The sequence below is a fragment of the Pseudomonas sp. L5B5 genome (assembly GCF_020520285.1).
GTDB lineage: Bacteria > Pseudomonadota > Gammaproteobacteria > Pseudomonadales > Pseudomonadaceae > Aquipseudomonas.
On the sequence record NZ_CP084742.1, the window covers coordinates 5,325,458 to 5,350,039 of the forward strand.

A 24,582-nucleotide genomic window follows, 5' to 3' on the forward strand; every position below is an offset into this window, starting at 1 on the left:
TTGAGACACGCCCGAATATGTCGGTTCTGTAATTTTCTCGTATCTAAATGATAATCGTTAGTATTACACTCCGGTCCCCCTCTCCCTTAGCGCACCGTTAAGGTGCATTGGATCGACAAGGATCGCGTGTAATGAAAGTCAGTTCCTGCCTGTTCAACTCCCTTCTGTTCAGTGCTGGCGTCGGTCTGCTCGGCCCGCTGGCACAGGCCGGCGAGGTCGGTGAAGACCCCAAGCCGGCGCCGCTCGAGCTCGATACCGCCTTTGTCACGGCCACTGGCGGCGCCACCGACCTGAAGGATGCGCCGGCCAGCGTCAGCGTCATCACCCGTGAGGAAATCGAACGCCAGCCGGTCTATGACCTCAACACCCTGCTGCGCCGGGTACCGGGCGTGACCGGTGGTTTCGGCCCGGTGGGCGAGCAGTCGAAGATCAAGCTGCGGGGGCTGGACGACAAGTACACGCTGATCCTGGTGGATGGCAAGCGCGTCGGCAGTTCCGGCGATATCAGCTACCGTCGGGACCTGGCGCGCCAGGACCTGAACTGGATCTCGCCGAACATGATCGAGCGCATCGAGATCGTTCGCGGGCCGATGTCCTCGCTCTATGGCTCGGATGCCATGGGCGGGGTGATCAACATCATCACCCGCAAGGTCTCGCGAGCCTGGAGCGGTTCGGCCAGCACCAACATCACGGTGCCCAAGGATTCCGACCGTGGCCAGAGCACCCAATACAGCGCCAACCTGTCCGGTCCGTTGACCGAATCCCTGGGGCTGCGCCTGGGGGCCAACGTGACCCGTCGGGCGGCGGATGAAGTGGATGCCCGCCTCGATGCCCAAGGTGAATACATGTACGGCGATGGGGCCGGGGGTTCCAAGGACCAGAGTCTGAATGCCTTGCTGGATTGGCAGATCAACGATGAACAGAGCCTGTCGTTCGAGGCTGTGCACGGGGTAGAACGCTCCTGGTCCTCAAAGAAAACCTTTGGCGATTGGGATGAAACCATTGGCGGGGCTTTCGGCCCCAGCCGGCTGACCCGTGACAGCTACATCCTGTCCCATGTGGGGGAGTGGGGTTTCGGCACCTCGAAACTCGATGCCTACCTGAACAAGTACCGCAACGATATCGACTGGGGCAAGGCCAGCTCCGAGGAGAAGATCGTCGAGGGCAGCCTGAACATACCGTTCGAGTTGCTGGTGGACCAGCGCCTGACCGTCGGTGGGCAATGGAAGCGCGAGGAGCTCACCAACACCGACACCCTGGGCACGGTGCCGGTGGACTACAAGGGCGCGCCAGTCAGTGGTTCGACCCTGAAGGGCGACTACTCGGCGGCTTTCATCGAGGATGAGCTGTTCCTCCTGGACAACCTGTCCCTGACCCTGGGCAACCGCTTCGACCACAGCGACAAATATGGCAATCACAACAGCCCGCGGGCCTACGTGGTCTATCACCCGCATTCGGACTGGACGGTGCGGGGCGGGATATCCAAGGGCTTTCGTGCGCCAAGCCTGAAGGAAGGCAGCGCCGGTGCAGCCACTGAATCCGGTGGTCGTGGTTGCGGTTCGCTCAAACCCCTGGGATATGAACGGGGGAGCTGCTGGATGGCTGGTAATCCGGACCTGACGCCGGAGACCAGTACCAACAAAGAGATTGGGGTGTCCTTCAACCATGACGATTGGGAGCTGGGCCTGACCTACTTCCATACCGACTTCACCGACAAGATCGAGTACGGCCCGTTGGGCAAGTTCCAGGGTCGCTGGTGGACCATGCTGGAAAACGTCGACAAGGCCCGGACCCGTGGCTGGGAAGGCACGACCCGGATCCCCTTGGGCGACTCGGTAAACTGGCGCACCAACGCCACCTACATGCTGGAAAGCCGCAACCTGTCCACCGGCGAGGACCTGATCAGTACGCCCAAGCTGTCGCTGTTCAGCGCACTGGACTGGCAGGTCAACGATCGGCTGAGCACCGAGCTGTCGGCGCAACATGTCGGCAAGCAGCGGGGGCTGGGCAATGATTTCGTCCAGTCCTACACCACCTACGATCTGACGGCGAACCTGGCGTTGACCAAATGGCTGACCTTGAATGGCGGGGTACAGAACCTGCTGGACAAGGATCTGCGCGATGGCTCGACCACGTTCTATGTGCCCGGCAGGGCATTCTTCGCGGGGGCGACCACCTACTTCTGAGGTCGTGGCCAGCCGAGTCTCGTTGCCTGGCAATGAGCCTCCGCTGGCCGGGTTGCCTGGCTAGAACACGTATTGCAGGCGCATGACCAGGCCCTGGCCGGTGTCGTCACCCACGGTGTTGCTGGTGTTGTTGGTACTGGCCTTGATGTAGTTGGCGCTGAGTTTCACGGCTTCGCTGGCATACCAGTTGACCCCGAGGGTGTGGGTCTTGCCCTGGGCATCACCCACCTGGCGCACTGCGCTGCTGGCAACCAGGTTGTCATCCTCGACCTTCATTGCGTCGTAACGATAGAACAGCTCCCAGGCGCCGAAGGCTTTGTCCTGTGGTTTGATGGTGTCGAACTTGGCGCCATCGAGCTTGTAGATCCTCGGCTCGCCAGTGAGGGTGTAGGCCAGTTGTGTGTAGTAACCCGAGGTCTTGATGTCATTGGCCGCTGTATCGGCCTTGAGCGTACGCCGCAGATATTCGGCCTGGATGGAAAAGGCCTGCAGCGCCCACGCTCCTTCGAGTCCCCACACCGAATCGCCCTTCCACAATCCTGATTGGGCAGTGCTACCGCCGAACACCACGCGGTTGCCATTGCTGCCAGCACTGTTGCCGCCATTGGTGTCCACCCCGCGTACGCCCATGCGGGAACGAATGCGGGTGTCGACGGCGCTGTCCTTGAGATCCCGGTAGGCGTATTGCAACCCCAGGTGCAGTACGTTGCCCGGTTCATGCCAGGGCGCGAACACGCCACGCAGGTTGTAGCGTTTGACGCTGTCGCCATCGGTATCGTTGTTGTTCTCGCTGAACACACTGGCGGACAGATAGGCGAGCTTGCCCACCACGCTGTTGGCCTGGATACCCATGCCGCTGTTGTCATTCACCCACTCGGCGGCGTCATAGGAGAGGTTGCGTTCCAGTGCGGTCACCCATTTGGAGCTGGTGGCTTTCTCCAGGCCGAAATCGGTGTAGAAGCGCCCGATCTTCAGGTTCACCGGGTCGAAGCCCACGTAGGTGACGGCTGCCTCATCGAAGTAACCGGTGCTGTCATTGCCGACGTTGCGCGAGAGGTCGTAGTTGACCTGGTATTTCCAGTCCCGGTAGGCCGTGCCACCGAACTCCAGGTAGGCGCGGCGAAAGTACGCGGCGTCCGCGCCATTGCCGTTGCGGGTGTAGTAACCGTCGAAGCGACCATAGTCCGCCTGCAGGCGCCCGCCCAGCTTGAAGCTGAACGCCTTGTCGGTCGTGGCCACTTCAAGGCCGCCCTTGGTTTTCACCACGATATCGGCGCCGTCGGTGGTGACTGTGCCTGCATGCGTGGTGAGGGTGGTTGCCATGCCCAGCAGGCCGAAAAGTACTCCATAGCCGGGTGTGTTTCCGATGGTTCTGACCGACATGCTGCTCTCCCGTCCGTTCTCTTTGTGCGTTGGTTGGCCATGCCTGAACCGGCTGGCTGGGCGGATAGTTGTCAGCGGACATGAAGGTTTTTGTTCATTTGCGTGACGTTTTCATGCCGTTCAAGCCTGGCTCATCTGGCTGGCTGTTTCGATCCAGGTTTTTCAAGGGATGCGGCCTGTCGGGAGCAGGACGTGAACAATCCTTGAATATGTCAGAAGCATTAAAGATAAGAGTCACAGGCTCCAGTGTCCGGACCACCCTTAAGGGCTAGCCGATCAGGTCGATGCCAATGCAGCTCGCGTGAAGGGCGCCGTTGATGTGGACGAGCGGGTTTTGCTCAAGGACTTTTTGAGGTGAACCACTCGCGACGGTTGGCGAAGGTTCGTTGAATCAGTTCCACCAGCGCCCTGACCTCGGTGCGTGAGGCCGCTTGCGCGTGGGTAGTGAGCCAGGCGTATTGCACCAGCGGGATATCGAACAGGTGTGGCAGCCGAACCAGCGTCCTGTCCACCTGAGTGATGTAGTCAGGTAACAGGCCAATACAGGCGCTGTTCTTGATCAGCTCCAATGCCAGGTGAGGATCGCTGGTTTGTGCGATGCCGTTGGCGCGGCGGCGTATCAGGCGGTTCCAGGGCTCGAGGGCGGGCAGGCCATTGTGGCTGCTGAGCTGGACCAGCATGTAGTCGTCCAGCTGTTCCAGGCATCTGGGCAGTGCGGCCTTGGGCGCATAACGCTTGGCCAGATGAGGCGAATACTGGACTTGCGCCAGTCGAAGAGGCTGGGTGGTGGCGAAGCCAGGGTCCGGGCGCGGGCTGCCCGGATCGGCCAGCCACAGCATGATATCGGCCTTGCTCGAAGGCGCACCGTGCAGGGGAATCAGTTCCAGGCGTGAGGCGGCATTACGGCGCAGGAAGGCAATCAGGTCCCGCGCGAGAATGTCTCGCAGCAGAACATCCACCACGGCGATCACCACTGTGGCCTGGCGGGGGCTATCGACCTTGGCCGGCAGCCCTTCACCCTGTCGATTGACGAGGCTTTTTTGCAGGCGTTTGCCCACCAGGGTCAGGCTCAGCCTGTTGTCCTGATAAAGGAACAACGGTGTGCCGATGAGACGTTCCAGCACCAGCAGCTTCTTGCGCAACACCGCGGCACTGATGTTCAAGCTGCGGGCCGCCTGTTTGAACGAAGCACAACGCGCACTGACCAGAAAGTATTGAGCAGAGTGTGTATCGATCGACTGCGTATCGATGCGCTGGTCTTCAGCTGTCATCCATGGACCCTAACCGGCATTGCGCGGGTAAACGGGCATGGCCATTCGCTGCCCCATGTCCGGCTCCCGAGTGGAGATTGAGGCACAAGGATACGTAACGCCGCCTTTCACCAGCATCGCGGGGGCATTACTTATCTGTAATGTCGGGCCGTGAATGGCTGTCGGTTTTCGGCAAGAGGCAGCGAGAAGGCGGGGGAGGGCGGGGCACAAAGACAAACCCCCGTACACCTGGGGGATGTACGGGGGCTTGAGTCGTCCGGATGGATCTGGCGCGGGATCAGACGTTGAAGCGGAAGTGCATCACGTCGCCGTCCTTGACGATGTATTCCTTGCCTTCCAGGCGCCATTTACCTGCTTCCTTGGCGCCGGCTTCACCCTTGAACTGGATGAAGTCGTTGTAGGCCACTACTTCGGCGCGGATGAAACCTTTTTCGAAGTCAGTGTGGATCACACCCGCTGCCTGTGGTGCGGTGGCACCGACGCGGACGGTCCAGGCACGTACTTCCTGCACGCCGGCGGTGAAGTAGGTCTGCAGGTTGAGCAGTTCGTAACCGGCGCGGATCACGCGATTCAGGCCAGGCTCTTCCAGGCCCAGGGCCTCGAGGAACATGTCCTTTTCTTCGCCTTCATCCAGCTCGGCGATCTCGGCCTCGATCTTGTTGCACACCGGCACCACGACGGCACCCTCTTCTTCGGCGATGACGCGTACCACATCCAGGTGCGGGTTGTTCTCGAAGCCGTCCTCGGCCACGTTGGCGATGTACATCACCGGCTTGCTGGTCAGCAAGTGGAAACCACGGATCACGGTCTTTTCGTCGTCAGCCATGTTCTTCATCAGGCTGCGAGCCGGCTTGCCTTCGGTGAAGTGCGGGATCAGCTTCTCGAGAATGGCTTTCTGCGCCAGGGCTTCCTTGTCGCCACCCTTGGCGTTGCGCGCGACCTTCTGCAGTTGTTTCTCGCAGCTGTCGAGGTCGGCGAAGATCAGTTCCAGGTCGATGATCTCGATGTCGCGCTTGGGGTCGACGCTGTTGGAGACGTGGATCACGTTCTCGTCTTCGAAGCAGCGCACCACGTGGGCGATGGCATCGGTCTCGCGGATGTTGGCGAGGAACTTGTTGCCCAGGCCTTCACCCTTGGATGCACCGGCTACCAGGCCTGCGATGTCGACGAACTCCATGGTGGTCGGCAGCACGCGGTTCGGCTTGACGATCTCGGCCAGGGCGTCGAGGCGCTGGTCGGGCATTGGCACGATGCCGCTATTGGGCTCGATGGTGCAGAAGGGGAAGTTCTCTGCCGCGATACCAGACTTGGTCAGGGCGTTGAACAGGGTGGACTTGCCGACGTTGGGCAGGCCGACGATGCCGCAATTGAATCCCATGGTGTTTCCCCTCGGATAAGAGTCAGGCCTTCTGGCTGTGCAGGTTTTTCATCGCACGGTTCCATTCACCGGCGAAGATATCCGGCAGCACGCCGAGGGCAAAATCGATGCTGGCGTCGAGTTTCTCCTGTTCGGCGCGCGGCGCACGACCCAGGACAAAGTTTGAAACCATGCTGGCGACGCCCGGGTGGCCGATGCCGAGCCGCAGGCGGTGAAAGGTATTCTGATTGCCGAGCTGCGCGATGATGTCGCGCAGTCCGTTGTGCCCGCCGTGTCCGCCGCCGGTCTTGAGCTTGGCGACGCCGGGAGGCAAGTCTAGTTCGTCGTGGGCCACCAGGATTTCTTCGGGCTTGATGCGGAAGAAACCGGCAAGCGCCGCCACGGCCTGGCCGCTGCGGTTCATGTACGTGGTGGGAATCAACAGACGAATATCCTGACCCTGGTGACTGAAACGCCCGGTCAGGCCGAAATACTTGCGATCGGCCACAAGGTTGACACCTTGTTTTTCGGCGATGCGCTCAACAAAAAGGGCCCCTGCGTTATGCCGGGTCTGTTCGTATTCGGTGCCTGGATTACCCAGGCCAACGATCAGTTTGATGGCAGTCACGATAGGGGCCCTTCTCTGGAGTGGTGGACAACATCGCCGCGCAGGTTGGCAGCGGCGAAAGTGGACGACAAATGCTCATTTACCATGATGCGTAAACTTCGCGTTCTCGCCCGCTTTCTCGCTACGTCACTGTCCGCGATGTTTCCGCTACTCCGGCGTCAGAGTGAAATTACTCTGCAGCGCCTTCAGCAGCTTCTGGAGCAACACGTGGAGCGTGGACGTTGGCTACTGCCAGGTCGTTGCCGTGTGCCAGGGCCACGAACTCAACGCCTTTAGGGGCCTTGAGGTTGGACAGGTGAACGATGGTGCCGATTTCAGCGTCAGCCAGGTCGACTTCGATGAACTCAGGCAGATCTTTTGGCAGGCAGGAAACTTCGATTTCCGACACTACGTGGGAGATCTCGCCGCCTTTCTTCACAGGTGCAGCTTCGTTGATGAAGTGCACTGGAACGATGGCGGTCAGTTTCTGACCAGCAACCACGCGAACAAAGTCAGCGTGCAGCACGTGGCCTTTGGCCGGGTGACGTTGCAGGGCCTTGATCACGACGTTCTGCTTGGTGCCACCGACGTTCAGTTCGATGATGTGGCTGTAGGCAGCTTCGTTTTCCAGCAGCTTGGCAACTTCTTTGGCCAGCATGCTGATGGATTCAGGGGCTTTGTCGCCACCGTAAACTACAGCTGGAACCAGGCTAGCGAGACGACGCAGGCGGCGGCTCGCACCTTTCCCCAGGTCGGAACGCACTTCAGCATTCAGAGTAAAATCGTTCATGTTGTATCTCCAAAATAACCACACTCGCCCTAGCGTTTGCGACCAGCGCTAAAGGCGATATGGGCAAAAAAGCCCCGTCCCAACACAGGTTGGGACGGGGCGCTTTTCGTCATCGAGGTGTTCTGCCTGGGGTGAACCCCTAGCGGAACATCGCGCTGATCGATTCTTCGTTGCTGATACGGCGAACCGCTTCGGCAACTACCGGTGCGATATCCAGTTGGCGGATACGTGCACAGGCTTGTGCTGCTGCGGACAGCGGGATGGTGTTGGTCACCACCAGTTCGTCCAGCACGGAATTTTCAATGTTCTCGATGGCCCGACCCGACAGCACAGGGTGTGTGCAGTAGGCGAAGACCTTGGCGGCGCCGTGTTCTTTCAGGGCCTTGGCCGCATGGCACAGGGTGCCGGCGGTATCGACCATGTCGTCGACCAGAATGCAGGTGCGTCCTTCGACGTCGCCGATGATATGCATCACTTCGGAGTGATTGGCTTTCTCACGACGCTTGTCGATGATCCCGAGATCCACACCCAGGGACTTGGCCACTGCACGTGCACGCACGACGCCGCCGATGTCCGGAGAGACGATCATCAGGTTTTCGAAACGCTGGTCTTCGATATCGTCCACCAGAACTGGGGAACCGTAGATGTTATCTACCGGAATATCGAAGAAACCCTGAATCTGGTCTGCGTGCAGGTCAACCGTGAGAACACGGTCGATGCCGACTACGGTGAGCATGTCAGCCACGACTTTCGCGCTGATGGCCACACGTGCGGAGCGCGGACGGCGATCCTGACGGGCATAACCAAAATAAGGAATAACAGCAGTGATACGAGTGGCTGAGGAGCGGCGGAAGGCATCAGCCATCACGACGAGTTCCATCAGGTTATCGTTGGTCGGAGCGCAGGTCGGCTGAATAATGAAGACGTCTTTACCGCGGACATTTTCATTGATCTCGGCAGTAATTTCGCCGTCGGAAAATTTTCCAACAGAAATGTCACCGAGAGGGATATGCAGCTGACGTACGACACGCCGAGCCAGATCGGGGTTAGCGTTCCCCGTAAAGACCATCATCTTGGACACGCGCAGTACCTGAAGGCTGAGGGTATACCTGGATGAGTATAAGGAAAATGGCAGGGGCGGCTGGATTCGAACCAACGCATGGCAGGATCAAAACCTGCTGCCTTACCGCTTGGCGACGCCCCTGTATCTGTTGCTTCGAATGCCTGGCATTCGGTTCCTTTAGAGCAGACTTTGCAGCTTGCGATGCAACATCGAAACGTTGCTTCCTTTTGCTACAAACCCTGTAAGGGTCTCTGTAAGAAGGGCCGAGACTTTATCAGCTTCAGCTTTGCTTGGGAAGCCCCCAAACACACAACTTCCAGTTCCAGTCAGTTTTGCTTCGGTAAATTTACCTAGCAAATTCAATGCGTTACGTACTTCTGGATAATGCCTTGCAACTACCTGAAGGCAGTCATTTCTGCTGTTTCCCTTGGGAACGGGGCGCACTTTAATGGGCGCGGTGTCACGTGTCAACAGCGGATCGGAAAAAATTTCTGCTGTACTTACAGAGACTTGCGGGACCAGCACCAGGTACCAGGGTTCCTCTGGGTATTCAGGGCTGAGTTTTTCCCCCACGCCCTCGGCGAATGCCGCATGCCCGCGCACGAACACCGGTACATCGGCACCCAGGGTCAGGCCCAGTGCTGCCAGGCGGTCTTCGTCCCAGCCCAGTTGCCAGAGGTGGTTGAGGCCGAGCAGGGTCGTGGCGGCATTGGAGCTGCCGCCACCGATACCGCCGCCCATGGGCAGGATCTTGTCGATCCAGATGTCGATGCCCAGCCTGCAGCCGGATTGTTCCTGGAGTTTTTTCGCGGCCTTGACGATCAGGTTGCTGTCGTGGGGCACGCCTTCGAGCGCGGTATGCAGGCGGATCAGCCCGTCATCACGTACCGCGAAGGTGATTTCGTCACCGTAGTCGAGGAACTGGAACAGGGTCTGCAGTTCGTGATAACCGTCTTCGCGACGTCCCAGGATATGCAGCATCAGGTTGAGCTTGGCCGGGGAGGGCAGTGTCAGTTTTTCCGCGCTCATGTCATTGGCCCAGCTTGCGTGGTTGCCATTCCTTGATCACCAGGGTGACGTCAAGGTCGCTGCCGTGCAGCTTGATGCGCTCGGGCAACCAGTAGCCGTTCTGTTGCGTGTAACTGCCGTATTCCACTTGCCAGCCGTCCTGTTCCAGGGTCGCCAGGTGGCTGTCGCCATCCAGGGTCAGGCGGCTCTTGCTATTGGGCGCGGGCAAACCGCGCACCCACCAGGCCAGGTGAGACACCGGCAGTTTCCAGCCCAGTTGTTCTTCCAGCAGCAGCTCCGGGCTGCTGGCTTCGTAGCGACCCTGGTTGGCCACTTCCAGGCTGACCTGGCCCGGGCGGCCGGTCAGGCGTGCGGCCCCACGGCCCAGCGGGCCGGACAGGCGGATGTCGTAGTAGTCCTGGCGTTGCAGCCAGAACAGCGTGCCGCTGCCTGAGTCCTTGGGGGCGCGAATGCCGATCTTGCCGTTGATCTGCCAGCCGTCGAGGCCGCTCAACTGGTCCTTGTGCTGGCGCCATTGCGCCGGGTTGCCCTGGCCCTGGACGGACTCGCGGGCGCCGAAGCCGGCGCAACCGGCCAGCAGGGCGATGAAGCTGAAAACGATGAAATGGCGCAAAAGCATGGTCTTAAAGAGTCTCTGATCCGGTCAGGCGTTTGATGGTATCGCGCAGCACGCGGCTGTCAGGCTGGTCCTTGATGAACTTGCTCCAGGTCTGCCGGGCTTCGCGCTGCTTGCCGTTGTGCCACAGGACTTCGCCCAGGTGCGCGGCGACTTCCGGATCGGGGAAACGCTCCAGGGCCTGGCGCAGCAGGCGCTCGGCTTCGTCCAGGTTGCCCAGGCGGAAATTCACCCAGCCCAGGCTGTCGAGCACTGCCGGATCGTCCGGTGTCAGCTGGTGGGCTTGTTCGATCAGGGCCTTGGCTTCGGCATAACGGGTCGTACGATCGGACAAGGTGTAACCCAGGGCGTTCAATGCCATGGCGTTGTCCGGTTCGCGCTGGATGATCAGGCGCAGGTCCTTTTCCAGTTGGGGCAGGTCATTGCGCTTCTCGGCCTGCATGGCGCGGGTATAAAGCAGGTTCACATCGTCGGGGTATTGCTTGAGCGCCTGCTGGACCACTTTCCAGGCACGTTCGCCCTGGTTGTTGGCCGACAGGGTCTCGACCTCGACCAGGTACAGCTGGATGGCGTAGTCGGGCTGGGCGTCGCGGGCCGCCAACAGGCGCTTTTGCGCCTCGTCGGTACGACCGTTGTTCATAAGGATATCGGCCTGGCGCAGCTGTGCCGGCAGGTAGTCGTTGCCGGGGCCGACCTGGGCGTACTCAATCAGCGCGCCTTGCGGATCGTTGAGTTCTTCGGCGATGCGTCCCAGGTTCAGGTGGGCAGAGTCCTCATGACTTTCCCGGGCAATGAGGTCTTCCAGGTACCCCTTGGCTTCATCCCAGGCATTGGCTTCCAGGCACACAAGGGCCAGTGAGTAACGCAGTTCATCGTCTTCGGGGTATTGCTGCACCAGGCTCGAGAACTGGGCCTTGGCATCTTCCATGCGGTCCTGCTCCACCAGCATGCGGGCATAGGTCAGGCGCAGGCGCTTGTCATCCGGATACTTGCGGATGCTTTTTTCCAGCAGGGGCAGGGCCTCCTTGCTGCGGTTCAGGCTTTGCAGCAGGCGGGCGCGCAACAGCAGCGGCGCTACTTCGCCGTCCTCCGGCGGATTCTGTTCCAGCAGGGCCAGTGCGTCCTTGGCATCGCCATCCTGCTGCATCAGCAAGGCCTTGCCAAAAATCAGCTGGCTGTTGTGCGGGTGTTTCTGCAGGAGCCGGTCGAAACCTTTCATCAGGCCATCACGGGTTTCCTGATCAGTATCGGCGGCGGACAGGGCCAGGAAGTCGAAATGGGTATCGCCCTTGCCCTGCAGGACTTTCTCCATGTAAAGCATGGAGTCGTCATAACGTCCGGCGCGGGCCAGCTGGATGGCGGCGGCGCGCTGGGCTTCGAGATCGTCAGGGGCGTTCTTGGCCCAGATCAACGAGGTGTCCAGGGCCGCCTGGTCGGCGCCCAGGTACTCGGCGATACGAAAGGCTCGTTCGGAAATGCCCGGGTCCTGGGTGTTGATCGCCTGGGTCACGTAGTTGTCCAGGGCAATGTCGAAGCGATTGCGCTGGCCCGCCAGCTCCGCGCTCAGCAGGCTGAAGACGGTGTCTTCGCTGAACGAGGAATAGACCTTGGGTCTTTCAGGGGCCGGAGCACTGTCCTCCACCGGCGACGTGGCGTCCGATGAGCCAGGGGCAAGGGACTGGCACCCGCTGAGGAGGGCGAGGGCGAGGAACAACGCGGAAGATCTATTCATATAGGAAGAGGGCGACTAACCTGCGGTCGGATCATCATGACACAAGCCTTCGACCAAACATAACCGAGACTCAATGGGACGCCAGAACATAGGCAGTCTAGTGGTTTGTGCGCGAAAATGGCCTGCGCTTCGACCTTGCTGCGCGCTGGGCGTTCTTCACATGATGCAGAAACAGGCTTGGAATGCTCATTTGAGGCCCAGGCCTCGCTTGTTCGCCCATTTTTGCCTTGCCTGATCTTGGCTCGGCGAGTTTTGGCCCAAAACCAGGACAATAGTCGGCAGGAGTTGTTCTGAATCTGACGAAGTAGGACAATTGCCGGCTTCTCGACATCATCAGCGATCTTGAATGGCCTTCCTTGCACTTGGTATTAACCACAAGACTGCTTCTGTAGACGTCCGCGAGCGCGTGGCCTTTACCCCTGAGCAGTTGGTTGAGGCCTTGCAGCAGCTCTGCCGACTCACCGACAGCCGCGAAGCTGCGATCCTCTCCACCTGCAACCGCAGTGAGCTCTATATAGAACAGGATCATCTGTCGGCGGATGTGGTGCTGCGCTGGCTGGCGGAATATCACCAACTGAGCCTGGATGAACTGCGTGCCAGCGCCTACGTGCATGAAGACGATGCGGCAGTTCGTCACATGATGCGGGTGGCCTCCGGCCTGGACTCGCTGGTGCTGGGCGAACCGCAGATTCTCGGACAGATGAAGTCCGCTTATGCCGTGGCCCGTGAGGCCGGCACCGTCGGGCCCTTGCTGGGCCGGTTGTTCCAGGCGACCTTCAATGCGGCCAAGCAGGTGCGCACCGATACCGCCATCGGTGAAAACCCGGTGTCCGTGGCGTTTGCGGCGGTAAGCCTGGCCAAGCAGATCTTCAGTGACCTGCAGCGCAGCCAGGCGCTGCTGATCGGTGCGGGCGAGACCATTACCCTGGTCGCCAGGCACCTGCACGAACTGGGCGTCAAGCGCATCGTGGTGGCCAACCGTACCCTGGAGCGCGCCAGCCAGTTGGCCGAGCAGTTCGGAGCCCACGCGGTGCTGCTCTCGGAGATTCCCCAGGAACTGGTGCACAGCGATATCGTCATCAGTTCCACCGCCAGCCAGTTGCCGATCCTGGGCAAGGGGGCGGTGGAGAGCGCCCTGAAGCTGCGCAAGCACAAGCCGATCTTCATGGTGGACATCGCCGTTCCCCGGGATATCGAGCCGGAAGTCGGTGAATTGGACGACGTTTACCTCTATACCGTCGACGATCTTCACGAAGTGGTCGCGGAAAACCTCAAGAGTCGCCAGGGTGCGGCCCAGGCTGCCGAGGAACTGGTGAGCATCGGCGCCGAGGATTTCATGGTGCGCCTGCGCGAGTTGGCGGCGGTGGATGTGCTCAAGGCCTATCGTCAACAGAGCGAGCGCCTGCGTGACGAAGAACTGCAAAAGGCGCTGCGCATGCTGACCAACGGCAGCAGTGCCGAAGATGTGCTGGCCCAACTGGCCCGTGGCCTGACCAACAAGTTGCTGCACGCACCGAGCGTGCAGTTGAAAAAGCTGTCTGCCGAAGGCCGCCTCGATGCGCTGGCCATGGCCCAAGAACTCTTTGCCCTCGGTGAGGGCCCTTCGGATAAAACCCCGTAATGAAAGCGTCACTGCTCAATAAACTGGAAATTCTCCAGGACCGTTTCGAGGAACTCACCGCCTTGCTCGGCGATGCCGAGGTCATTTCCGACCAGGCCAAGTTCCGTGCCTATTCCAAGGAATATGCGGAAGTCGAGCCGATCGTTGCCTCCTATAAACAAGTGCTCAAGGTCCAGGCCGACCTGGAAGGCGCCCAGGCGCTGCTCAAGGACAGCGACCCGGACCTGCGGGAAATGGCCGTGGAGGAAGTGCGCGAGGCCAAGGAGCAACTGGTCGAGCTGGAAAGCGCCCTGCAACGCATGCTGCTGCCCAAGGACCCCAACGACGGGCGCAACGTGTTCCTGGAAATCCGTGCCGGTACCGGCGGCGACGAGGCGGCGATCTTCTCCGGCGACCTGTTTCGCATGTATTCGCGCTATGCCGAGCGGCGTGGCTGGAGGTTGGAGATCCTCTCGGAAAACGAGGGTGAGCACGGTGGCTACAAGGAAGTCATTGCCCGGGTCGAAGGCGAGAACGTCTACGGCAAATTGAAGTTCGAGTCCGGTGCACACCGTGTGCAACGGGTGCCTGCCACCGAGTCCCAGGGACGTATCCATACCTCCGCCTGCACCGTGGCGGTGCTGCCCGAGCCGGATGAGCAGGAAGCCATTGAAATCAACCCGGCGGACCTGCGAGTCGATACCTATCGCTCTTCCGGCGCTGGTGGCCAGCACGTGAACAAGACCGACTCGGCCATTCGTATCACCCACCTTCCCACGGGGATCGTGGTGGAGTGCCAGGAAGAGCGCTCCCAGCACAAGAACCGGGCTCGGGCCATGTCCTGGCTGTCGGCCAAGCTCAACGACCAGCAGACCAGCGCCGCGGCCAATGCCATCGCCAGCGAGCGCAAGCTGCTGGTGGGCTCGGGCGATCGTTCCGAGCGTATTCGTACCTACAACTTCCCCCAGGGCCGGGTGACCGATCACCGCGTCAACCTGACCCTGTATTCCCTGGACGAAATCCTCGCTGGGGGGGTGGAAGCGGTGATCGAGCCACTGCTGGCTGAATATCAGGCCGATCAACTCGCGGCATTGGGTGAATAAATGACCATCATCGCCAGCCTGCTGCGTGCCGCCCAACTGCCCGACTCGCCCACTGCGCGACTGGATGCCGAACTGCTCCTGGCCGCCGCCCTGGGCAAGCCTCGCAGTTTTCTCCATACCTGGCCGGAGCGTATCGTGCCCAGCGAGGCGGCCTTGCTGTTCAGCGAGTACCTGCAACGGCGCCGCGCCGGCGAGCCGGTGGCCTATATCCTCGGCCAGCAGGGTTTCTGGAAGCTTGACCTGGAAGTGGCTCCGCATACCCTCATCCCCCGGCCCGATACCGAGCTGCTGGTGGAGGCCGCCTTGCAACTGCTGCCGGTCGGTCCGGCGCGGGTCCTCGACCTGGGCACCGGCAGCGGCGCCATCGCCCTGGCCCTGGCCAGCGAGCGTCCGGCCTGGCACGTCACTGCGGTGGACCGGGTGCTGGAGGCCGTGGCCCTGGCCGAGCGCAACCGCCAGCGCTTGCAATTGGGCAACGTCACGGTACTCAGCAGCCACTGGTTCGCGTCCGTTGACGGTCAGCGCTTCGGGCTGATTGTCAGCAACCCGCCCTACATTGCCGAGGCCGACCCGCACCTGGCAGCTGGCGACGTGCGTTTCGAACCGGAAAGCGCCCTGGTGGCCGGCAAGGACGGCCTCGACGACCTGCGCCTGATCGTTGCCCAAGCCCCTCGACACCTGGAGGCAGGCGGTTGGCTAATGCTGGAGCATGGCTACGATCAGGGCGCGGCCGTTCGCGAGTTGCTGGCTGCCCAGGGCTTCATCGAAGTCCACAGTCGGGTCGACCTGGGTGGGCATGAGCGCATCAGCCTCGGGTGCCTGCCGTGCTGACCGATCAGGAGCTGTTGCGCTATAGCCGACAGATTCTGTTGCAGCATGTCGATATCGACGGCCAGTTGCGCCTCAAGGAAAGCCGCGTGCTGATCGTCGGCCTCGGCGGCCTCGGCGCTCCCGCGGCCTTGTACCTGGCGGCAGCCGGGGTCGGTGAACTGCACCTGGCAGACTTCGACACCGTCGACATGACCAACCTGCAGCGCCAGATCATCCACGACAGCCACAGCGTGGGGGCCAGCAAGGTGGACTCGGCCATCAGCCGCCTGTCCGCCCTCAACCCAGAAGTCCGCCTGGTGCCCCATCGCCAGGCGCTGGATGTCGATACCCTGGTTGCTGCCGTGGCGGGAGTGGACCTGGTGCTCGATTGCTCCGACAACTTCAGTACCCGCGAGGCGGTGAACGCCGCCTGTGTCGCCGCCGGCAAGCCCCTGGTCAGTGGTGCGGCGATTCGCCTGGAAGGGCAGTTGTCGGTATTCGATCCTCGCCGCCCCGAAAGCCCTTGTTACCACTGCCTATACGGGCATGGCAGCGAAGCCGAGCTGACTTGCAGCGAAGCCGGGGTACTCGGCCCGCTGGTGGGCACCGTGGGCAGCCTGCAGGCACTGGAAGCGCTGAAGCTGCTGGCCGGGTTTGGCGAGCCCCTGGTGGGTCGGCTGTTATTAATCGATGCCTTGGGCACGCGCTTTCGTGAACTGCGAGTCAAGCGTGATCCGGGTTGCACTGTCTGCGGAGTTCATCATGAGTGACGCACCCATCGCGGTGTTCGATTCTGGCGTCGGCGGCCTGTCGGTGCTGGCGGAGATCCAGCGATTGCTGCCCAACGAGTCGCTGCTGTACCTGGGTGATTGCGGTTTCATTCCCTACGGTGAAAAAACGCCGGAATTCATCCGCCAGCGTTGCGGCCTGATGGCTCGTTTCTTCCGGGAACAAGGGGCCAAGGCCCTGGTCCTGGCTTGCAACACCGCCACCGTGGCCGGGGTCGCCGAGCTGCGTCGAGACTTTCCCGACTGGCCCATCGTCGGCATGGAGCCTGCGGTCAAGCCGGCTGCCGCGGCCACCCGCAGCGGCGTGGTCGGAGTCCTGGCGACCACCGGCACTTTGCAGAGCGCCAAGTTCGCCGCCTTGCTCGATCGCTTTGCCGCCGATGTGCAGGTGGTCACCCAGCCCTGCCCGGGGCTGGTGGAGATGATCGAGAACGGCGACTTGCATAGCCCGGCCCTGTGCCAGTTGTTGCGCGGTTATGTCGAACCGCTGCTGGCAGCCGGTTGCGACACCATCATCCTGGGTTGCACCCACTATCCGTTCCTCAAGCCCGTCCTGTTGCAGATGCTGCCGGCCCACATCAGCCTGATCGACACCGGTGGTGCAGTTGCCCGCCAGTTGCAGCGGCTGCTGGACGAGCGGGGCCTGCGTGCCCGTGGGCCTGCCCTGCAAACCCGGTTCTGGACCAGCGGCAACGTTGCGCATTTTGCGCAGGTACTGCCCCTGCTGTGGCAAACATCCGGTAGTGTTCAGTCGTTCGATTTGTGAAAAAAGCGTGAATTAAGCGCTCTCCTGCTGAACTTCTGGATCAGCGCGGATTTCTATAGCCTAGCCATGGGGTTGTACAAAAACGTTCAAAATCATTCAAAAAAAGGATGTTCCTGATGAAGCGACTGTTGGGTCTGGCCGCGCTTGCGGCCGCGTTGTTGGGGCAAAGTCTTTCCGCGCAGGCGGCCGGTGTGGAGTTTTCGGTGGGGCAAACCGGGGAATCGACGCAAACCTACCGGCTGGGCATGCAATTCGATTGGGACAAGAGCTGGCTGCAAAGCGACGTCGGTCGCCTGACCGGCTACTGGAGCGGTGCCTATACCTACTGGGACGGTGACAAGGCGTCGAGCAACCACAGCCTGTCGTTCTCCCCGGTACTGGTCTACGAGTTCTCCGCAGGCAACATCAAGCCTTATGTCGAGGCCGGGATCGGCGTCGCGGCCTTTGCCCATACCCAGGTGGAAGGCAACAAGCTGGGCTCGTCCTTCCAGTTCGAGGACCGCATCGGTTTCGGCCTGCGCTTCAATGGTGGACATGAAGTGGGCATCCGCGCCACGCATTACTCCAACGCCGGCCTCAAGACCCCCAACGACGGTATCGAAAGCTACGCGCTGCACTACACGATGCCGCTCTGAGGCTGCTATCAGCGATACGCCGTGGCGATTCCCCGGCGTTCGCTCAAGCAGTCCGCCTCGCCCAGTTCGAACTCGCGACAGATCAACGGCCGCAGCTCATAGATGCTGCAACGCATGGTGTCGCGATCCAGGGCTGCACACCAGCCGTCATCCAGGCGGCGCATGACTTCCCCATTCCAGTCGTCGACATCGATGAAACGCTCGGGCACCCCGGTGTCGGTGATCAGCATGACTTCCAGCTGGCAGCAGCAGGCGGCGCAGGTCGAGCAACTGATGGCAGGTTCGGCGATGGGGGTAGCGGGGATGATGGTAACGGGGATGGTAGTCATAGACGCGAAGTGTAAGGCACTGAGCCCGGGCTGTGTGAAAGCCCTGACAGACGCTCAGTCTTCAGTGGCCAGTGGCGCATCCTCGGGCGCCGCTCGCACCAGCACATGCAGCAGCGGCCAGAGTAGGGCCCAGAGCACGCCCAGCCCCACCAGGGTTGGCCCTGTTCCGTAGGGAAATGTCACCCCGGCCAAGCGGCCTCCGGCGTAGTAGGACAGTGGTCCGCCCAGCGCCCCCAGCACGCATGCCAGCCACCAGGGGTGGGTACTCCACGCCAGGCAATGGCGCAAGGTGGTGCCCAGCAAGGCCCAGAGCAGCATCAGCCAGAAGGGGACCAGCAGGCTGACTTGCTGGAACTGGAACACCCCGAGCCAACTCAGGAAACTGTCCAGGGCGATGCCGATCAAGGCGACGCCGAGCGTCATCGGGCCTTCGTCGGCCCAGCGGCCGACCCAGCGAAAATGCGCCAGCAGGATCGCCACCCCCAGCAGCAGCCAGAGGCTGTCGCCGCTGAGCACACACGTGAACCAGCCCAGCTGGAACAGCAGGGCATTGGCCAGTTGCCTAGGCATCCAGGCGTCCCAGCAGCGGTTGTGGCGCCGCCGCAGGTTTGGCCAGCAGCAGTTGCGCGGTGCCAATGGTGCGTTCCAGGAAGCCGCCTTCGCAGTAGCACAGGTAGAACTCCCAGAGCCTCAGGAAGTACTCGTCGTAGCCCAGTTCGCCGAGGCGGCCATGGGCACGGCGCAAATTCTCGTGCCACAGGCGCAGGGTACGGGCGTAGTGCAGGCCGAAATCCTCCATGTGCAGCAGGTTCATGTCGGTCTCGCGGCTGACCACTTCGAGCATCTTCTGCACGCAGGGCAGGGCGCCGCCGGGGAAGATGTAGCGCTGGATGAAGTCCACGCTGTTCTTCGCCTGCTCATAGCGCTGGTCGCGAATGGTGATGGCCTGCAGCAGCATCAGGCCGTTGCTCTTGAGCAAGTGCGCACATTGCTTGAAGTAGGTGGGCAGGAAGCGGTGGCCCACGGCTTCGATCATCTCGATCGACACCAGTTTGTCGTACTGGCCGCGCAGGTCGCGGTAATCCTCCAGCAGCAGGGTCACGCGGTCTTGCAGGCCGGCGGCCTCGATCCGCTGGCGGGCATAGGCGAACTGTTCCCTGGACAGGGTCGTGGTGGTGACCCGACAGCCATAGTGCTGCGCGGCATACAGGGCCATGCTGCCCCAGCCGGTGCCGATCTCCAGCAGGTGGTCGTCGGGGGTGAGCGCAAGCTTCTGGCAGATGCGATGCAGCTTGTTCAACTGGGCCTGCTCCAGGCTGTCTGCGTCACTGCGAAACTGCGCGGCGGAATACATCATGGTGGGATCGAGGAACTGCTCGAACAGCTCGTTGCCCAGGTCGTAATGGGCGGCGATGTTTTTCTGCGAGCCCTTGCGGGTATTGCGGTTGAGCCAGTGCAGGCCGCGGATCAGCGGCCGGCCGAGTTTCGCCAGGCCGCCTTCCATGGCGTCCAGCACCTCCAGGTTGCTGACGAACACGCGGATGACCGCCGTCAGGTCCGGAGTGCTCCAATAGCCATGGATGTAGGCCTCGCCGGCACCGATAGAGCCGCTGCTGGCCACAAAACCCCAGACGCTGCTGTCGTGGATGTGGATCTCCCCCAGCAGGGTAGCGCCACTGCTGCCGAACACCAGGCGTTCGCCGTCTTCGTGGACCACCAGTTGGCCGTGCCGCAGTTGCGCCAGTTGCCGCAGCACGCCACGGCGCAGCAGGTTGGCGGTGAGGCTGTGGGTGCTGAACAAGGGGGCTCTGGCCGAGACGCTAGAGGATTTCATGGCGGCGATCCTTGGGTTGTACAGCGGCTGTGCGAAAGGCGCCATCGGCGGCCTGATGGGGGAAAAAACGCAGGCCCTTGGCGAACAGGCACAGGGCCTGCCAGTAGATCGCCAGGCAGGTCTTGGCGGTCATCCATGGAAAACGTCGCAGGTACTGGTGCAGGCTGCGACGATCCAGGGCCTGGCGTTTCAGGTTGAGGGTGGCGTCGAACACCTTGAGCTCGCCTTGCCAGTCGGCCATGTGCACGCCCAGGCGTTCGGCCGGCGGGCTGAAGCTCATGCGGTATTCCAGCTCCAGGGGCAGGAACGGCGACACGTGGAAGGCCTTGGCCACGGCGAAGTGCTGGTGCTCGGGCGTTGTGGCAGTGCCCGGGCGAGCGGGCAATACATAGTGATAGCGCTCGCGCCAGGGGGTATTGCTGACTTCGCAGAGAATCGCCGCCAGTTGCCCGTCGGCCTCGAAGCAGTAGAAGAAACTCACCGGATTGAAGGCCAGGCCCCAGCTGCGCACCTGGGTCAGCAGGCATATTTTGCCGCTCGGTGCATGGCCGAGAGCCATGGCCACTTGCTGGCGCACCACGTCGATCAGGCGCATGCCCTGACCGGTGAAGGCCGGCAGGTAATCGCCTTGACGAAAGGCGAAGGGGGCAAAGCGGCCTGATCCGGCCAGGGGCGACAGGCCCAGTACTGCGTCCTGTTCGTCCAGGTCCAGGTACAGCAGACCGATCCGGTAGCGGAACGCGTGGCCCTTGGGGGCAAAGCGCCGGTGGCTGATCCAGCCGCTGTACAGGGCGCTGTTCACAGCTGTTCACCAAAGGCCTGGGCCACGCGCAGGGCGCTGACCACGCCGTCTTCATGGAAGCCGTTGGCCCAGTAGGCACCGCAATAGAAGCTGTGGCGGGGGCCTTGCAGTTCGCTCCAGCGTGCTTGCGCGGCCACCGCGCCGAGACTGTATTGCGGGTGGGCGTAGGTGTAGCGGGCGAGAATTTTCGATGGATCGATGGCCGCGCTCTGGTTGAGGCTGACGCAGAAGGTGCTGTTGCTCTGCAGGCCCTGGAGAATGTTCATGTCGTAGGTCACGGCAGCGGCCTTCTCGGCGCTGGCATCGAGGCGGTAGTTCCAGCTGGCCCAGGCCAGGCGCCGGCGCGGTAGCAGTCGGGTATCGGTGTGCAGCACCACGTCGTTGTCGGCGTAGGGCAGGGCCTGCAGAATCTCCTGTTCGGCGCGGCTCGGGCTGGCCAGCAGTTGCAGGGCCTGGTCGCTGTGACAGGCGAATACCACCTTGTCGAACCGCTCGCTGCCGGCGGCGCTGTGGATAAGTACCCCTTGCTCGTCGCGCTCGACCCGCCGCACCGGGCAGTCGAGGCGGATGTGCTGGCGAAAGCTGGCGGTCAGCGGCTCGATGTACCGGCTGGAGCCGCCTTCGATCACGCACCACTGGGGGCGATTGCTCACCGACAGCAAACCGTGGTTCTTGAAGAAGCGCACGAAGAACTGCAAGGGGAAACCGAGCATCTGCCCCGGCGCCATCGACCAGATCGCCGCGCCCATGGGCACGATGTAATGGCGGATGAAACGCTCGCCATAGCCCTGGCTGTCGAGGTACTGGCCCAGGGTGGTGTCGGCGGCGATGCGCTGTTGCTGCAGGTCGCGCTGGGAGGCCCGGTTGAATCGCAGGATATCCCGCAGCATGCCCCAGAACCCCGGCGACAGCAGATTGCGCCGCTGGGCGAACAGACTGTTGAGGTTGTTGCCGTTGTACTCCAAACCCGTGCCCGGATCGCACACCGAGAAGCTCATTTCGGTGGCTTTGAACTTGACGCCGATCTGTCCCAGCAGGCGGATGAAATGGGGGTAGGTCCAGTCGTTGAAGACGATGAAACCGGTGTCCACGGCCTGGGTTTCGCCGTTCAGGCTGACGTCCACGGTATGGGTGTGACCGCCGATCCAGCTACCGGCCTCGTAGACCTGGATGTCATGGCGACGGTTCAGGAGGTAGGCGCAGGTCAGGCCGGCGATGCCGCTGCCGATGATGGCGATTTTCATGAGGCATTCCCCGTGCGCGCCAGCCGTTTGGCGAGGGCCAGTTGCAGGCGCCCGGGCAGCCAGGAAAGCAGCTTGAGGCCGAAGATGAACGGGGCGGGGAAAGCGATCTCCAGGTCCCGGCGGGGCAGGCGCTTGTGGATATGCCGGGCGGCCTTCTGGGCGGTCCAGCGCATGGGCATGGCGAAGTCGTTGCGCGCGGTCAGCGGGGTATCGACGAAGCCCGGGCTGATCAGGGTCACGTCGATGCCCTCGGCGGCCAGGTCGATGCGCAGCGATTGCAGCAGGTAGCGCAGCGCCGCCTTGGAAGCGCCATAGGCGCCGGCCCGGGGCAGTGCCAGGTAGGTCACGGAGCTGGCCACGCCCACCAGGTGCGGGCGAGTACCGGCGCGCAACAGCGGTAGTGCGGCCTCGATGCAGTAGCCGGCGGCCAGCAGGTTGGTGCTCATCACCCGCTCGATCAGCTCGGCGTCGAACTCCTGCACCTCGATGTACTCGCAGGTCCCGGCATTGAGGATCACCGTGTCCAGGGCGCCCCAGGCCTGGGCGATGCGCTTGCCGATCTCGCGCACTTGCAGCGCATCGGTGAGGTCGCCGGATACCACCAGCACTCGGCCCGGATAGCGCTGGGCCAGGGCTTCCAGGGGCTCGCGGGAACGGGCGCTCAGCGCCACCTGGGCGCCGGCCTGGAGCAGCTCTTCGGCCAAGGCCGCGCCGATGCCGCTGCTGGCGCCGGTGAGCCAGATCCGTCTTGGCATGGCAGTGTTCATCCCAGCCTCCGTTTCAACCAGGCGATCACGGCCCCGATCACGGGCAGGTGTTCGTAGAGCAGGGCGCCGGCGTCGAAATAGTCGTGGTGGCGGTAGACCCTGGCGTCGCGCCATTGCAGGTGTGAACAGCCGGCCACCTGGATCAGGCCGCCGCCGTTGAGGCGCGGGTGGCGGTAGCTCATGGTCCATCGCAGGTAACCCTGGCCCTCGCCGCACTGGTCGCTGCCGTGGAAGTCGAAGTGCAGCTCGCGGACGTTGGCGTACAGCTCGGCAAAGTAGCTGCGCAGGTGAGCCAGGCCCTGGACTTGGTGCAGAGGGTCGGTGAACTGGATGTCGTCGCTGTAGAGCTGGCCCAGGCGATCGAGATTGTGCGAGTCGAGGGCGGCGAATTCCCGGGCGAAGTGGTCGAGGAAGTCATTCATCGCCGGCTCCTGCATCCAGTCGCGAGGGCAGTGCCTTGAAAGCTGCCAGGGCCCGTTCGCGGGACCGTGAAAGATCCACCATCGGCGCCGGGTAGTCGGCGACGCCGAACAGGCCGCCCATGGCCGCCGGGTTGTGGATATCTTTCTTGTTCAGTCCGGCCAGTTGCGGCAGCCAGTGCTTGATGAAGCGCCCTTCGCTGTCGAACTTCTGCGACTGGCTCACGGGGTTGAAGATGCGGAAATAGGGCGCTGCATCGGTGCCGGTGGACGCGCTCCACTGCCAGCCGCCATTGTTGGCGGCCAGGTCGCCATCGATCAGGTGGCGCATGAAGAAACGTTCGCCTTCGCGCCAGTCGATCAACAGGTTCTTGGTCAGGAACATCGCCACCACCATGCGCAGGCGGTTGTGCATCCAGCCGGTCTCCAGCAACTGGCGCATGGCGGCATCGATGATCGGCAGGCCGGTGCGGGCCTCTTGCCAGGCCGCCAGTTCCTCGGGTGCGTCGCGCCATTTCACGGCTTCGGTTTCCGGGCGGAAGGCGCGGTGCCGAGACACCCGTGGGTAGCCCGCCAGAATGTGCTTGTAGAAGTCGCGCCAGAGCAGCTCGTTGATCCAGGTGACGGCCCCGGGGTTGCCGCTTTCGAACTCCCCCTGGTTGCCGCGCAAGGCGGCGTGCAGGCATTGGCGGGGCGAGATCACGCCGGCGGCGAGATAGGGTGACAGCTGGCTGGTGCCGGGCTTGGCCGGAAAGTCGCGCTCGCTCTGGTAGTAGTGGATCTGCTCATCGCTGAACCGTTCCAGGCGTTCTTGGGCCTCGTCCTCGCCGGCTGGCCACAGTTCGCGCAAGGCCGGGCCCGGGGTGGGGAAACCCTCGACCTGATGCGGCAGCGGATCGGCCTTGATCGACAGCGGCGTCTGCGCCTTGGGCGCGCCCACCAGGGTGGGCAGCGCGGTATGCAGGCGGCTGTAGCAGACCTTGCGGAACTGGCTGAACACCTGGAAGTAGCTGCCGCTCTTGGTCAGCACGCTGCCGGGCTTGAACAGCAGTTGATCGAAGTGGCTCTGGACGTTGATATCGGCCTCTTCCAGGACACGGGTCACTGCTGTATCGCGACGGCTCTCGTGGATGCCGTATTCCTGGTTGAAGTGCACCCTGCGTACCTGCAGTTGCCGGCACAGTTCCAGCAAAACCCGGGGCGCCTGGTCCCAGGTGGCGGCGTTGCGGACCAGCAACGGAATATTCAGGCGACCCAGGGCGGCGCTCAGCGATTGCAGGTTGCGCATCCAGAAATCGACCTTGCAGGGGGCGTCATCATGGGCTCGCCACTGGTCCGGGCTCAGCAGGTAGACCGCCACTGTCGGGCCCTGCTGGGCGGCGGCGCTCAGGGCGGTGTTGTCGTGTAGGCGCAGGTCGCTGCGCAGCCAGATCAATTGCATGAGGGTTCCC

General features: G+C 62.2%; 24 protein-coding genes and 1 tRNA gene. 7 read left to right on the plus strand and 18 right to left on the minus strand.

All coding sequences use genetic code 11. The features are described 5' to 3' along the window. Positions 1-131: 131 nt before the first annotated feature. Complete coding sequence (locus LGQ10_RS24410) at positions 132-2,186, plus strand: TonB-dependent receptor domain-containing protein (RefSeq protein ID WP_226523452.1); 2,055 nt, start codon at positions 132-134, stop codon at positions 2,184-2,186. 60 nt (positions 2,187-2,246) lie between these two features. On the opposite strand, the gene LGQ10_RS24415 is transcribed toward LGQ10_RS24410, so the two are convergent. The 10 genes from LGQ10_RS24415 to LGQ10_RS24460 all read right to left on the minus strand — a co-directional run bounded on the left by LGQ10_RS24415 (position 2,247) and on the right by LGQ10_RS24460 (position 12,034). Continuing rightward, positions 2,247-3,569: an OprO/OprP family phosphate-selective porin gene (locus LGQ10_RS24415; protein WP_226523453.1), complete on the minus strand. Its 1,323-nt coding sequence runs from the start codon at positions 3,567-3,569 to the stop codon at positions 2,247-2,249. Between the two features lie 338 nt (positions 3,570-3,907). Then, positions 3,908-4,840: a LysR family transcriptional regulator gene (locus tag LGQ10_RS24420; RefSeq protein ID WP_226523454.1), complete on the minus strand. Its 933-nt coding sequence runs from the start codon at positions 4,838-4,840 to the stop codon at positions 3,908-3,910. A gap of 277 nt (positions 4,841-5,117) precedes the next feature. Continuing rightward, on the minus strand, positions 5,118-6,218 hold the full coding sequence (ychF, locus tag LGQ10_RS24425) for a redox-regulated ATPase YchF (protein WP_058436352.1): 1,101 nt from the start codon (positions 6,216-6,218) through the stop codon (positions 5,118-5,120). A 22-nt stretch (positions 6,219-6,240) separates the two neighbouring features. Further along, complete coding sequence (gene pth, locus LGQ10_RS24430) at positions 6,241-6,825, minus strand: aminoacyl-tRNA hydrolase (protein ID WP_041119850.1); 585 nt, start codon at positions 6,823-6,825, stop codon at positions 6,241-6,243. Between the two features lie 169 nt (positions 6,826-6,994). After that, a complete protein-coding gene (locus LGQ10_RS24435) occupies positions 6,995-7,594 on the minus strand; it encodes a 50S ribosomal protein L25/general stress protein Ctc (protein ID WP_058436351.1) in 600 nt (199 codons plus the stop codon). Between the two features lie 139 nt (positions 7,595-7,733). Further along, positions 7,734-8,675, minus strand: a complete 942-nt coding sequence (locus tag LGQ10_RS24440) for a ribose-phosphate pyrophosphokinase (protein WP_003171603.1) — start codon at positions 8,673-8,675, stop codon at positions 7,734-7,736. A 48-nt stretch (positions 8,676-8,723) separates the two neighbouring features. Beyond that, positions 8,724-8,798 (minus strand) — tRNA-Gln (locus LGQ10_RS24445). 36 nt (positions 8,799-8,834) lie between these two features. Next, positions 8,835-9,686, minus strand: coding sequence for a 4-(cytidine 5'-diphospho)-2-C-methyl-D-erythritol kinase (ispE, locus tag LGQ10_RS24450; RefSeq protein WP_226523455.1), 852 nt, complete (start codon positions 9,684-9,686; stop codon positions 8,835-8,837). Position 9,687: 1 nt separating this feature from the next. Further along, the gene (lolB, locus tag LGQ10_RS24455) at positions 9,688-10,305 is read right to left on the minus strand and encodes a lipoprotein insertase outer membrane protein LolB (RefSeq protein ID WP_226523456.1); all 618 of its coding nucleotides are present in this window, start codon (positions 10,303-10,305) and stop codon (positions 9,688-9,690) included. A gap of 4 nt (positions 10,306-10,309) precedes the next feature. Then, positions 10,310-12,034 carry a tetratricopeptide repeat protein gene (locus tag LGQ10_RS24460; RefSeq protein WP_226523457.1) on the minus strand — a complete coding sequence of 575 codons (1,725 nt, stop codon included), beginning with the start codon at positions 12,032-12,034 and terminating at the stop codon, positions 10,310-10,312. A 346-nt stretch (positions 12,035-12,380) separates the two neighbouring features. Between LGQ10_RS24460 and hemA the strand changes: the two genes are divergently transcribed. From hemA to LGQ10_RS24490, 6 genes are all read left to right on the plus strand, one after another. Beyond that, on the plus strand, positions 12,381-13,655 hold the full coding sequence (gene hemA, locus LGQ10_RS24465; RefSeq protein ID WP_226523458.1) for a glutamyl-tRNA reductase: 1,275 nt from the start codon (positions 12,381-12,383) through the stop codon (positions 13,653-13,655). Then, positions 13,655-14,737, plus strand: a complete 1,083-nt coding sequence (prfA, locus tag LGQ10_RS24470; RefSeq protein ID WP_226523459.1) for a peptide chain release factor 1 — start codon at positions 13,655-13,657, stop codon at positions 14,735-14,737. Before hemA ends, prfA begins: the two co-directional genes overlap by 1 nt. After that, positions 14,738-15,568: a peptide chain release factor N(5)-glutamine methyltransferase gene (prmC, locus tag LGQ10_RS24475; RefSeq protein ID WP_226523460.1), complete on the plus strand. Its 831-nt coding sequence runs from the start codon at positions 14,738-14,740 to the stop codon at positions 15,566-15,568. It abuts the gene before it with no gap. After that, positions 15,562-16,317: a molybdopterin-synthase adenylyltransferase MoeB gene (locus tag LGQ10_RS24480; RefSeq protein WP_058436353.1), complete on the plus strand. Its 756-nt coding sequence runs from the start codon at positions 15,562-15,564 to the stop codon at positions 16,315-16,317. The genes prmC and LGQ10_RS24480 overlap by 7 nt, the downstream gene beginning before the upstream one ends. After that, a complete protein-coding gene (murI, locus tag LGQ10_RS24485) occupies positions 16,310-17,101 on the plus strand; it encodes a glutamate racemase (protein ID WP_226523461.1) in 792 nt (263 codons plus the stop codon). Before LGQ10_RS24480 ends, murI begins: the two co-directional genes overlap by 8 nt. A gap of 116 nt (positions 17,102-17,217) precedes the next feature. Then, positions 17,218-17,736: an acyloxyacyl hydrolase gene (locus LGQ10_RS24490; protein ID WP_058436346.1), complete on the plus strand. Its 519-nt coding sequence runs from the start codon at positions 17,218-17,220 to the stop codon at positions 17,734-17,736. Between the two features lie 8 nt (positions 17,737-17,744). On the opposite strand, the gene LGQ10_RS24495 is transcribed toward LGQ10_RS24490, so the two are convergent. Genes LGQ10_RS24495 through phrB form a run of 8 tightly spaced genes read right to left on the minus strand, consistent with a single transcriptional unit; the run spans position 17,745 to position 24,572 of the window. Further along, a complete protein-coding gene (locus tag LGQ10_RS24495) occupies positions 17,745-18,065 on the minus strand; it encodes a YkgJ family cysteine cluster protein (protein WP_058436345.1) in 321 nt (106 codons plus the stop codon). Positions 18,066-18,119: 54 nt separating this feature from the next. After that, complete coding sequence (locus LGQ10_RS24500; protein ID WP_226523462.1) at positions 18,120-18,635, minus strand: DUF2878 domain-containing protein; 516 nt, start codon at positions 18,633-18,635, stop codon at positions 18,120-18,122. Next, entirely contained in the window at positions 18,628-19,899 is a 1,272-nt protein-coding gene (locus tag LGQ10_RS24505; RefSeq protein ID WP_226523463.1) for an SAM-dependent methyltransferase, read from the minus strand. The genes LGQ10_RS24500 and LGQ10_RS24505 overlap by 8 nt, the downstream gene beginning before the upstream one ends. Next, positions 19,886-20,701 (minus strand): DUF1365 domain-containing protein, encoded by an 816-nt coding sequence (locus tag LGQ10_RS24510; RefSeq protein WP_226523464.1) that lies wholly within the window; start codon positions 20,699-20,701, stop codon positions 19,886-19,888. The genes LGQ10_RS24505 and LGQ10_RS24510 overlap by 14 nt, the downstream gene beginning before the upstream one ends. Further along, positions 20,698-21,945: an NAD(P)/FAD-dependent oxidoreductase gene (locus LGQ10_RS24515; protein WP_058435883.1), complete on the minus strand. Its 1,248-nt coding sequence runs from the start codon at positions 21,943-21,945 to the stop codon at positions 20,698-20,700. Before LGQ10_RS24515 ends, LGQ10_RS24510 begins: the two co-directional genes overlap by 4 nt. Continuing rightward, positions 21,942-22,712, minus strand: a complete 771-nt coding sequence (locus tag LGQ10_RS24520) for an SDR family NAD(P)-dependent oxidoreductase (RefSeq protein ID WP_226523465.1) — start codon at positions 22,710-22,712, stop codon at positions 21,942-21,944. The genes LGQ10_RS24515 and LGQ10_RS24520 overlap by 4 nt, the downstream gene beginning before the upstream one ends. Continuing rightward, positions 22,709-23,134 carry a nuclear transport factor 2 family protein gene (locus LGQ10_RS24525; RefSeq protein WP_058435881.1) on the minus strand — a complete coding sequence of 142 codons (426 nt, stop codon included), beginning with the start codon at positions 23,132-23,134 and terminating at the stop codon, positions 22,709-22,711. Before LGQ10_RS24525 ends, LGQ10_RS24520 begins: the two co-directional genes overlap by 4 nt. After that, the gene (gene phrB / locus LGQ10_RS24530; RefSeq protein WP_226523466.1) at positions 23,127-24,572 is read right to left on the minus strand and encodes a deoxyribodipyrimidine photo-lyase; all 1,446 of its coding nucleotides are present in this window, start codon (positions 24,570-24,572) and stop codon (positions 23,127-23,129) included. The genes LGQ10_RS24525 and phrB overlap by 8 nt, the downstream gene beginning before the upstream one ends. Between the last annotated feature and the right edge of the window lie 10 nt (positions 24,573-24,582).

What these genes read in the sequence shown, in the direction of transcription:
- lolB (WP_226523456.1), bottom strand. Translation starts at nt 10,305, where the DNA reads ATGCTTTTGCGCCATTTCATCGTTTTCAGCTTCATCGCCCTGCTGGCC.
- LGQ10_RS24505 (WP_226523463.1), bottom strand. Translation starts at nt 19,899, where the DNA reads ATGAAATCCTCTAGCGTCTCGGCCAGAGCCCCCTTGTTCAGCACCCAC.
- ispE (WP_226523455.1), bottom strand. Translation starts at nt 9,686, where the DNA reads ATGAGCGCGGAAAAACTGACACTGCCCTCCCCGGCCAAGCTCAACCTG.
- LGQ10_RS24520 (WP_226523465.1), bottom strand. Translation starts at nt 22,712, where the DNA reads ATGAACACTGCCATGCCAAGACGGATCTGGCTCACCGGCGCCAGCAGC.
- LGQ10_RS24420 (WP_226523454.1), bottom strand. Translation starts at nt 4,840, where the DNA reads ATGACAGCTGAAGACCAGCGCATCGATACGCAGTCGATCGATACACAC.
- LGQ10_RS24435 (WP_058436351.1), bottom strand. Translation starts at nt 7,594, where the DNA reads ATGAACGATTTTACTCTGAATGCTGAAGTGCGTTCCGACCTGGGGAAA.
- ychF (WP_058436352.1), bottom strand. Translation starts at nt 6,218, where the DNA reads ATGGGATTCAATTGCGGCATCGTCGGCCTGCCCAACGTCGGCAAGTCC.
- LGQ10_RS24410 (WP_226523452.1), top strand. Translation starts at nt 132, where the DNA reads ATGAAAGTCAGTTCCTGCCTGTTCAACTCCCTTCTGTTCAGTGCTGGC.
- prfA (WP_226523459.1), top strand. Translation starts at nt 13,655, where the DNA reads ATGAAAGCGTCACTGCTCAATAAACTGGAAATTCTCCAGGACCGTTTC.
- LGQ10_RS24415 (WP_226523453.1), bottom strand. Translation starts at nt 3,569, where the DNA reads ATGTCGGTCAGAACCATCGGAAACACACCCGGCTATGGAGTACTTTTC.
- prmC (WP_226523460.1), top strand. Translation starts at nt 14,738, where the DNA reads ATGACCATCATCGCCAGCCTGCTGCGTGCCGCCCAACTGCCCGACTCG.
- LGQ10_RS24495 (WP_058436345.1), bottom strand. Translation starts at nt 18,065, where the DNA reads ATGACTACCATCCCCGTTACCATCATCCCCGCTACCCCCATCGCCGAA.
- LGQ10_RS24460 (WP_226523457.1), bottom strand. Translation starts at nt 12,034, where the DNA reads ATGAATAGATCTTCCGCGTTGTTCCTCGCCCTCGCCCTCCTCAGCGGG.
- murI (WP_226523461.1), top strand. Translation starts at nt 16,310, where the DNA reads ATGAGTGACGCACCCATCGCGGTGTTCGATTCTGGCGTCGGCGGCCTG.
- LGQ10_RS24515 (WP_058435883.1), bottom strand. Translation starts at nt 21,945, where the DNA reads ATGAAAATCGCCATCATCGGCAGCGGCATCGCCGGCCTGACCTGCGCC.
- LGQ10_RS24500 (WP_226523462.1), bottom strand. Translation starts at nt 18,635, where the DNA reads ATGCCTAGGCAACTGGCCAATGCCCTGCTGTTCCAGCTGGGCTGGTTC.
- LGQ10_RS24525 (WP_058435881.1), bottom strand. Translation starts at nt 23,134, where the DNA reads ATGAATGACTTCCTCGACCACTTCGCCCGGGAATTCGCCGCCCTCGAC.
- phrB (WP_226523466.1), bottom strand. Translation starts at nt 24,572, where the DNA reads ATGCAATTGATCTGGCTGCGCAGCGACCTGCGCCTACACGACAACACC.
- LGQ10_RS24490 (WP_058436346.1), top strand. Translation starts at nt 17,218, where the DNA reads ATGAAGCGACTGTTGGGTCTGGCCGCGCTTGCGGCCGCGTTGTTGGGG.
- hemA (WP_226523458.1), top strand. Translation starts at nt 12,381, where the DNA reads ATGGCCTTCCTTGCACTTGGTATTAACCACAAGACTGCTTCTGTAGAC.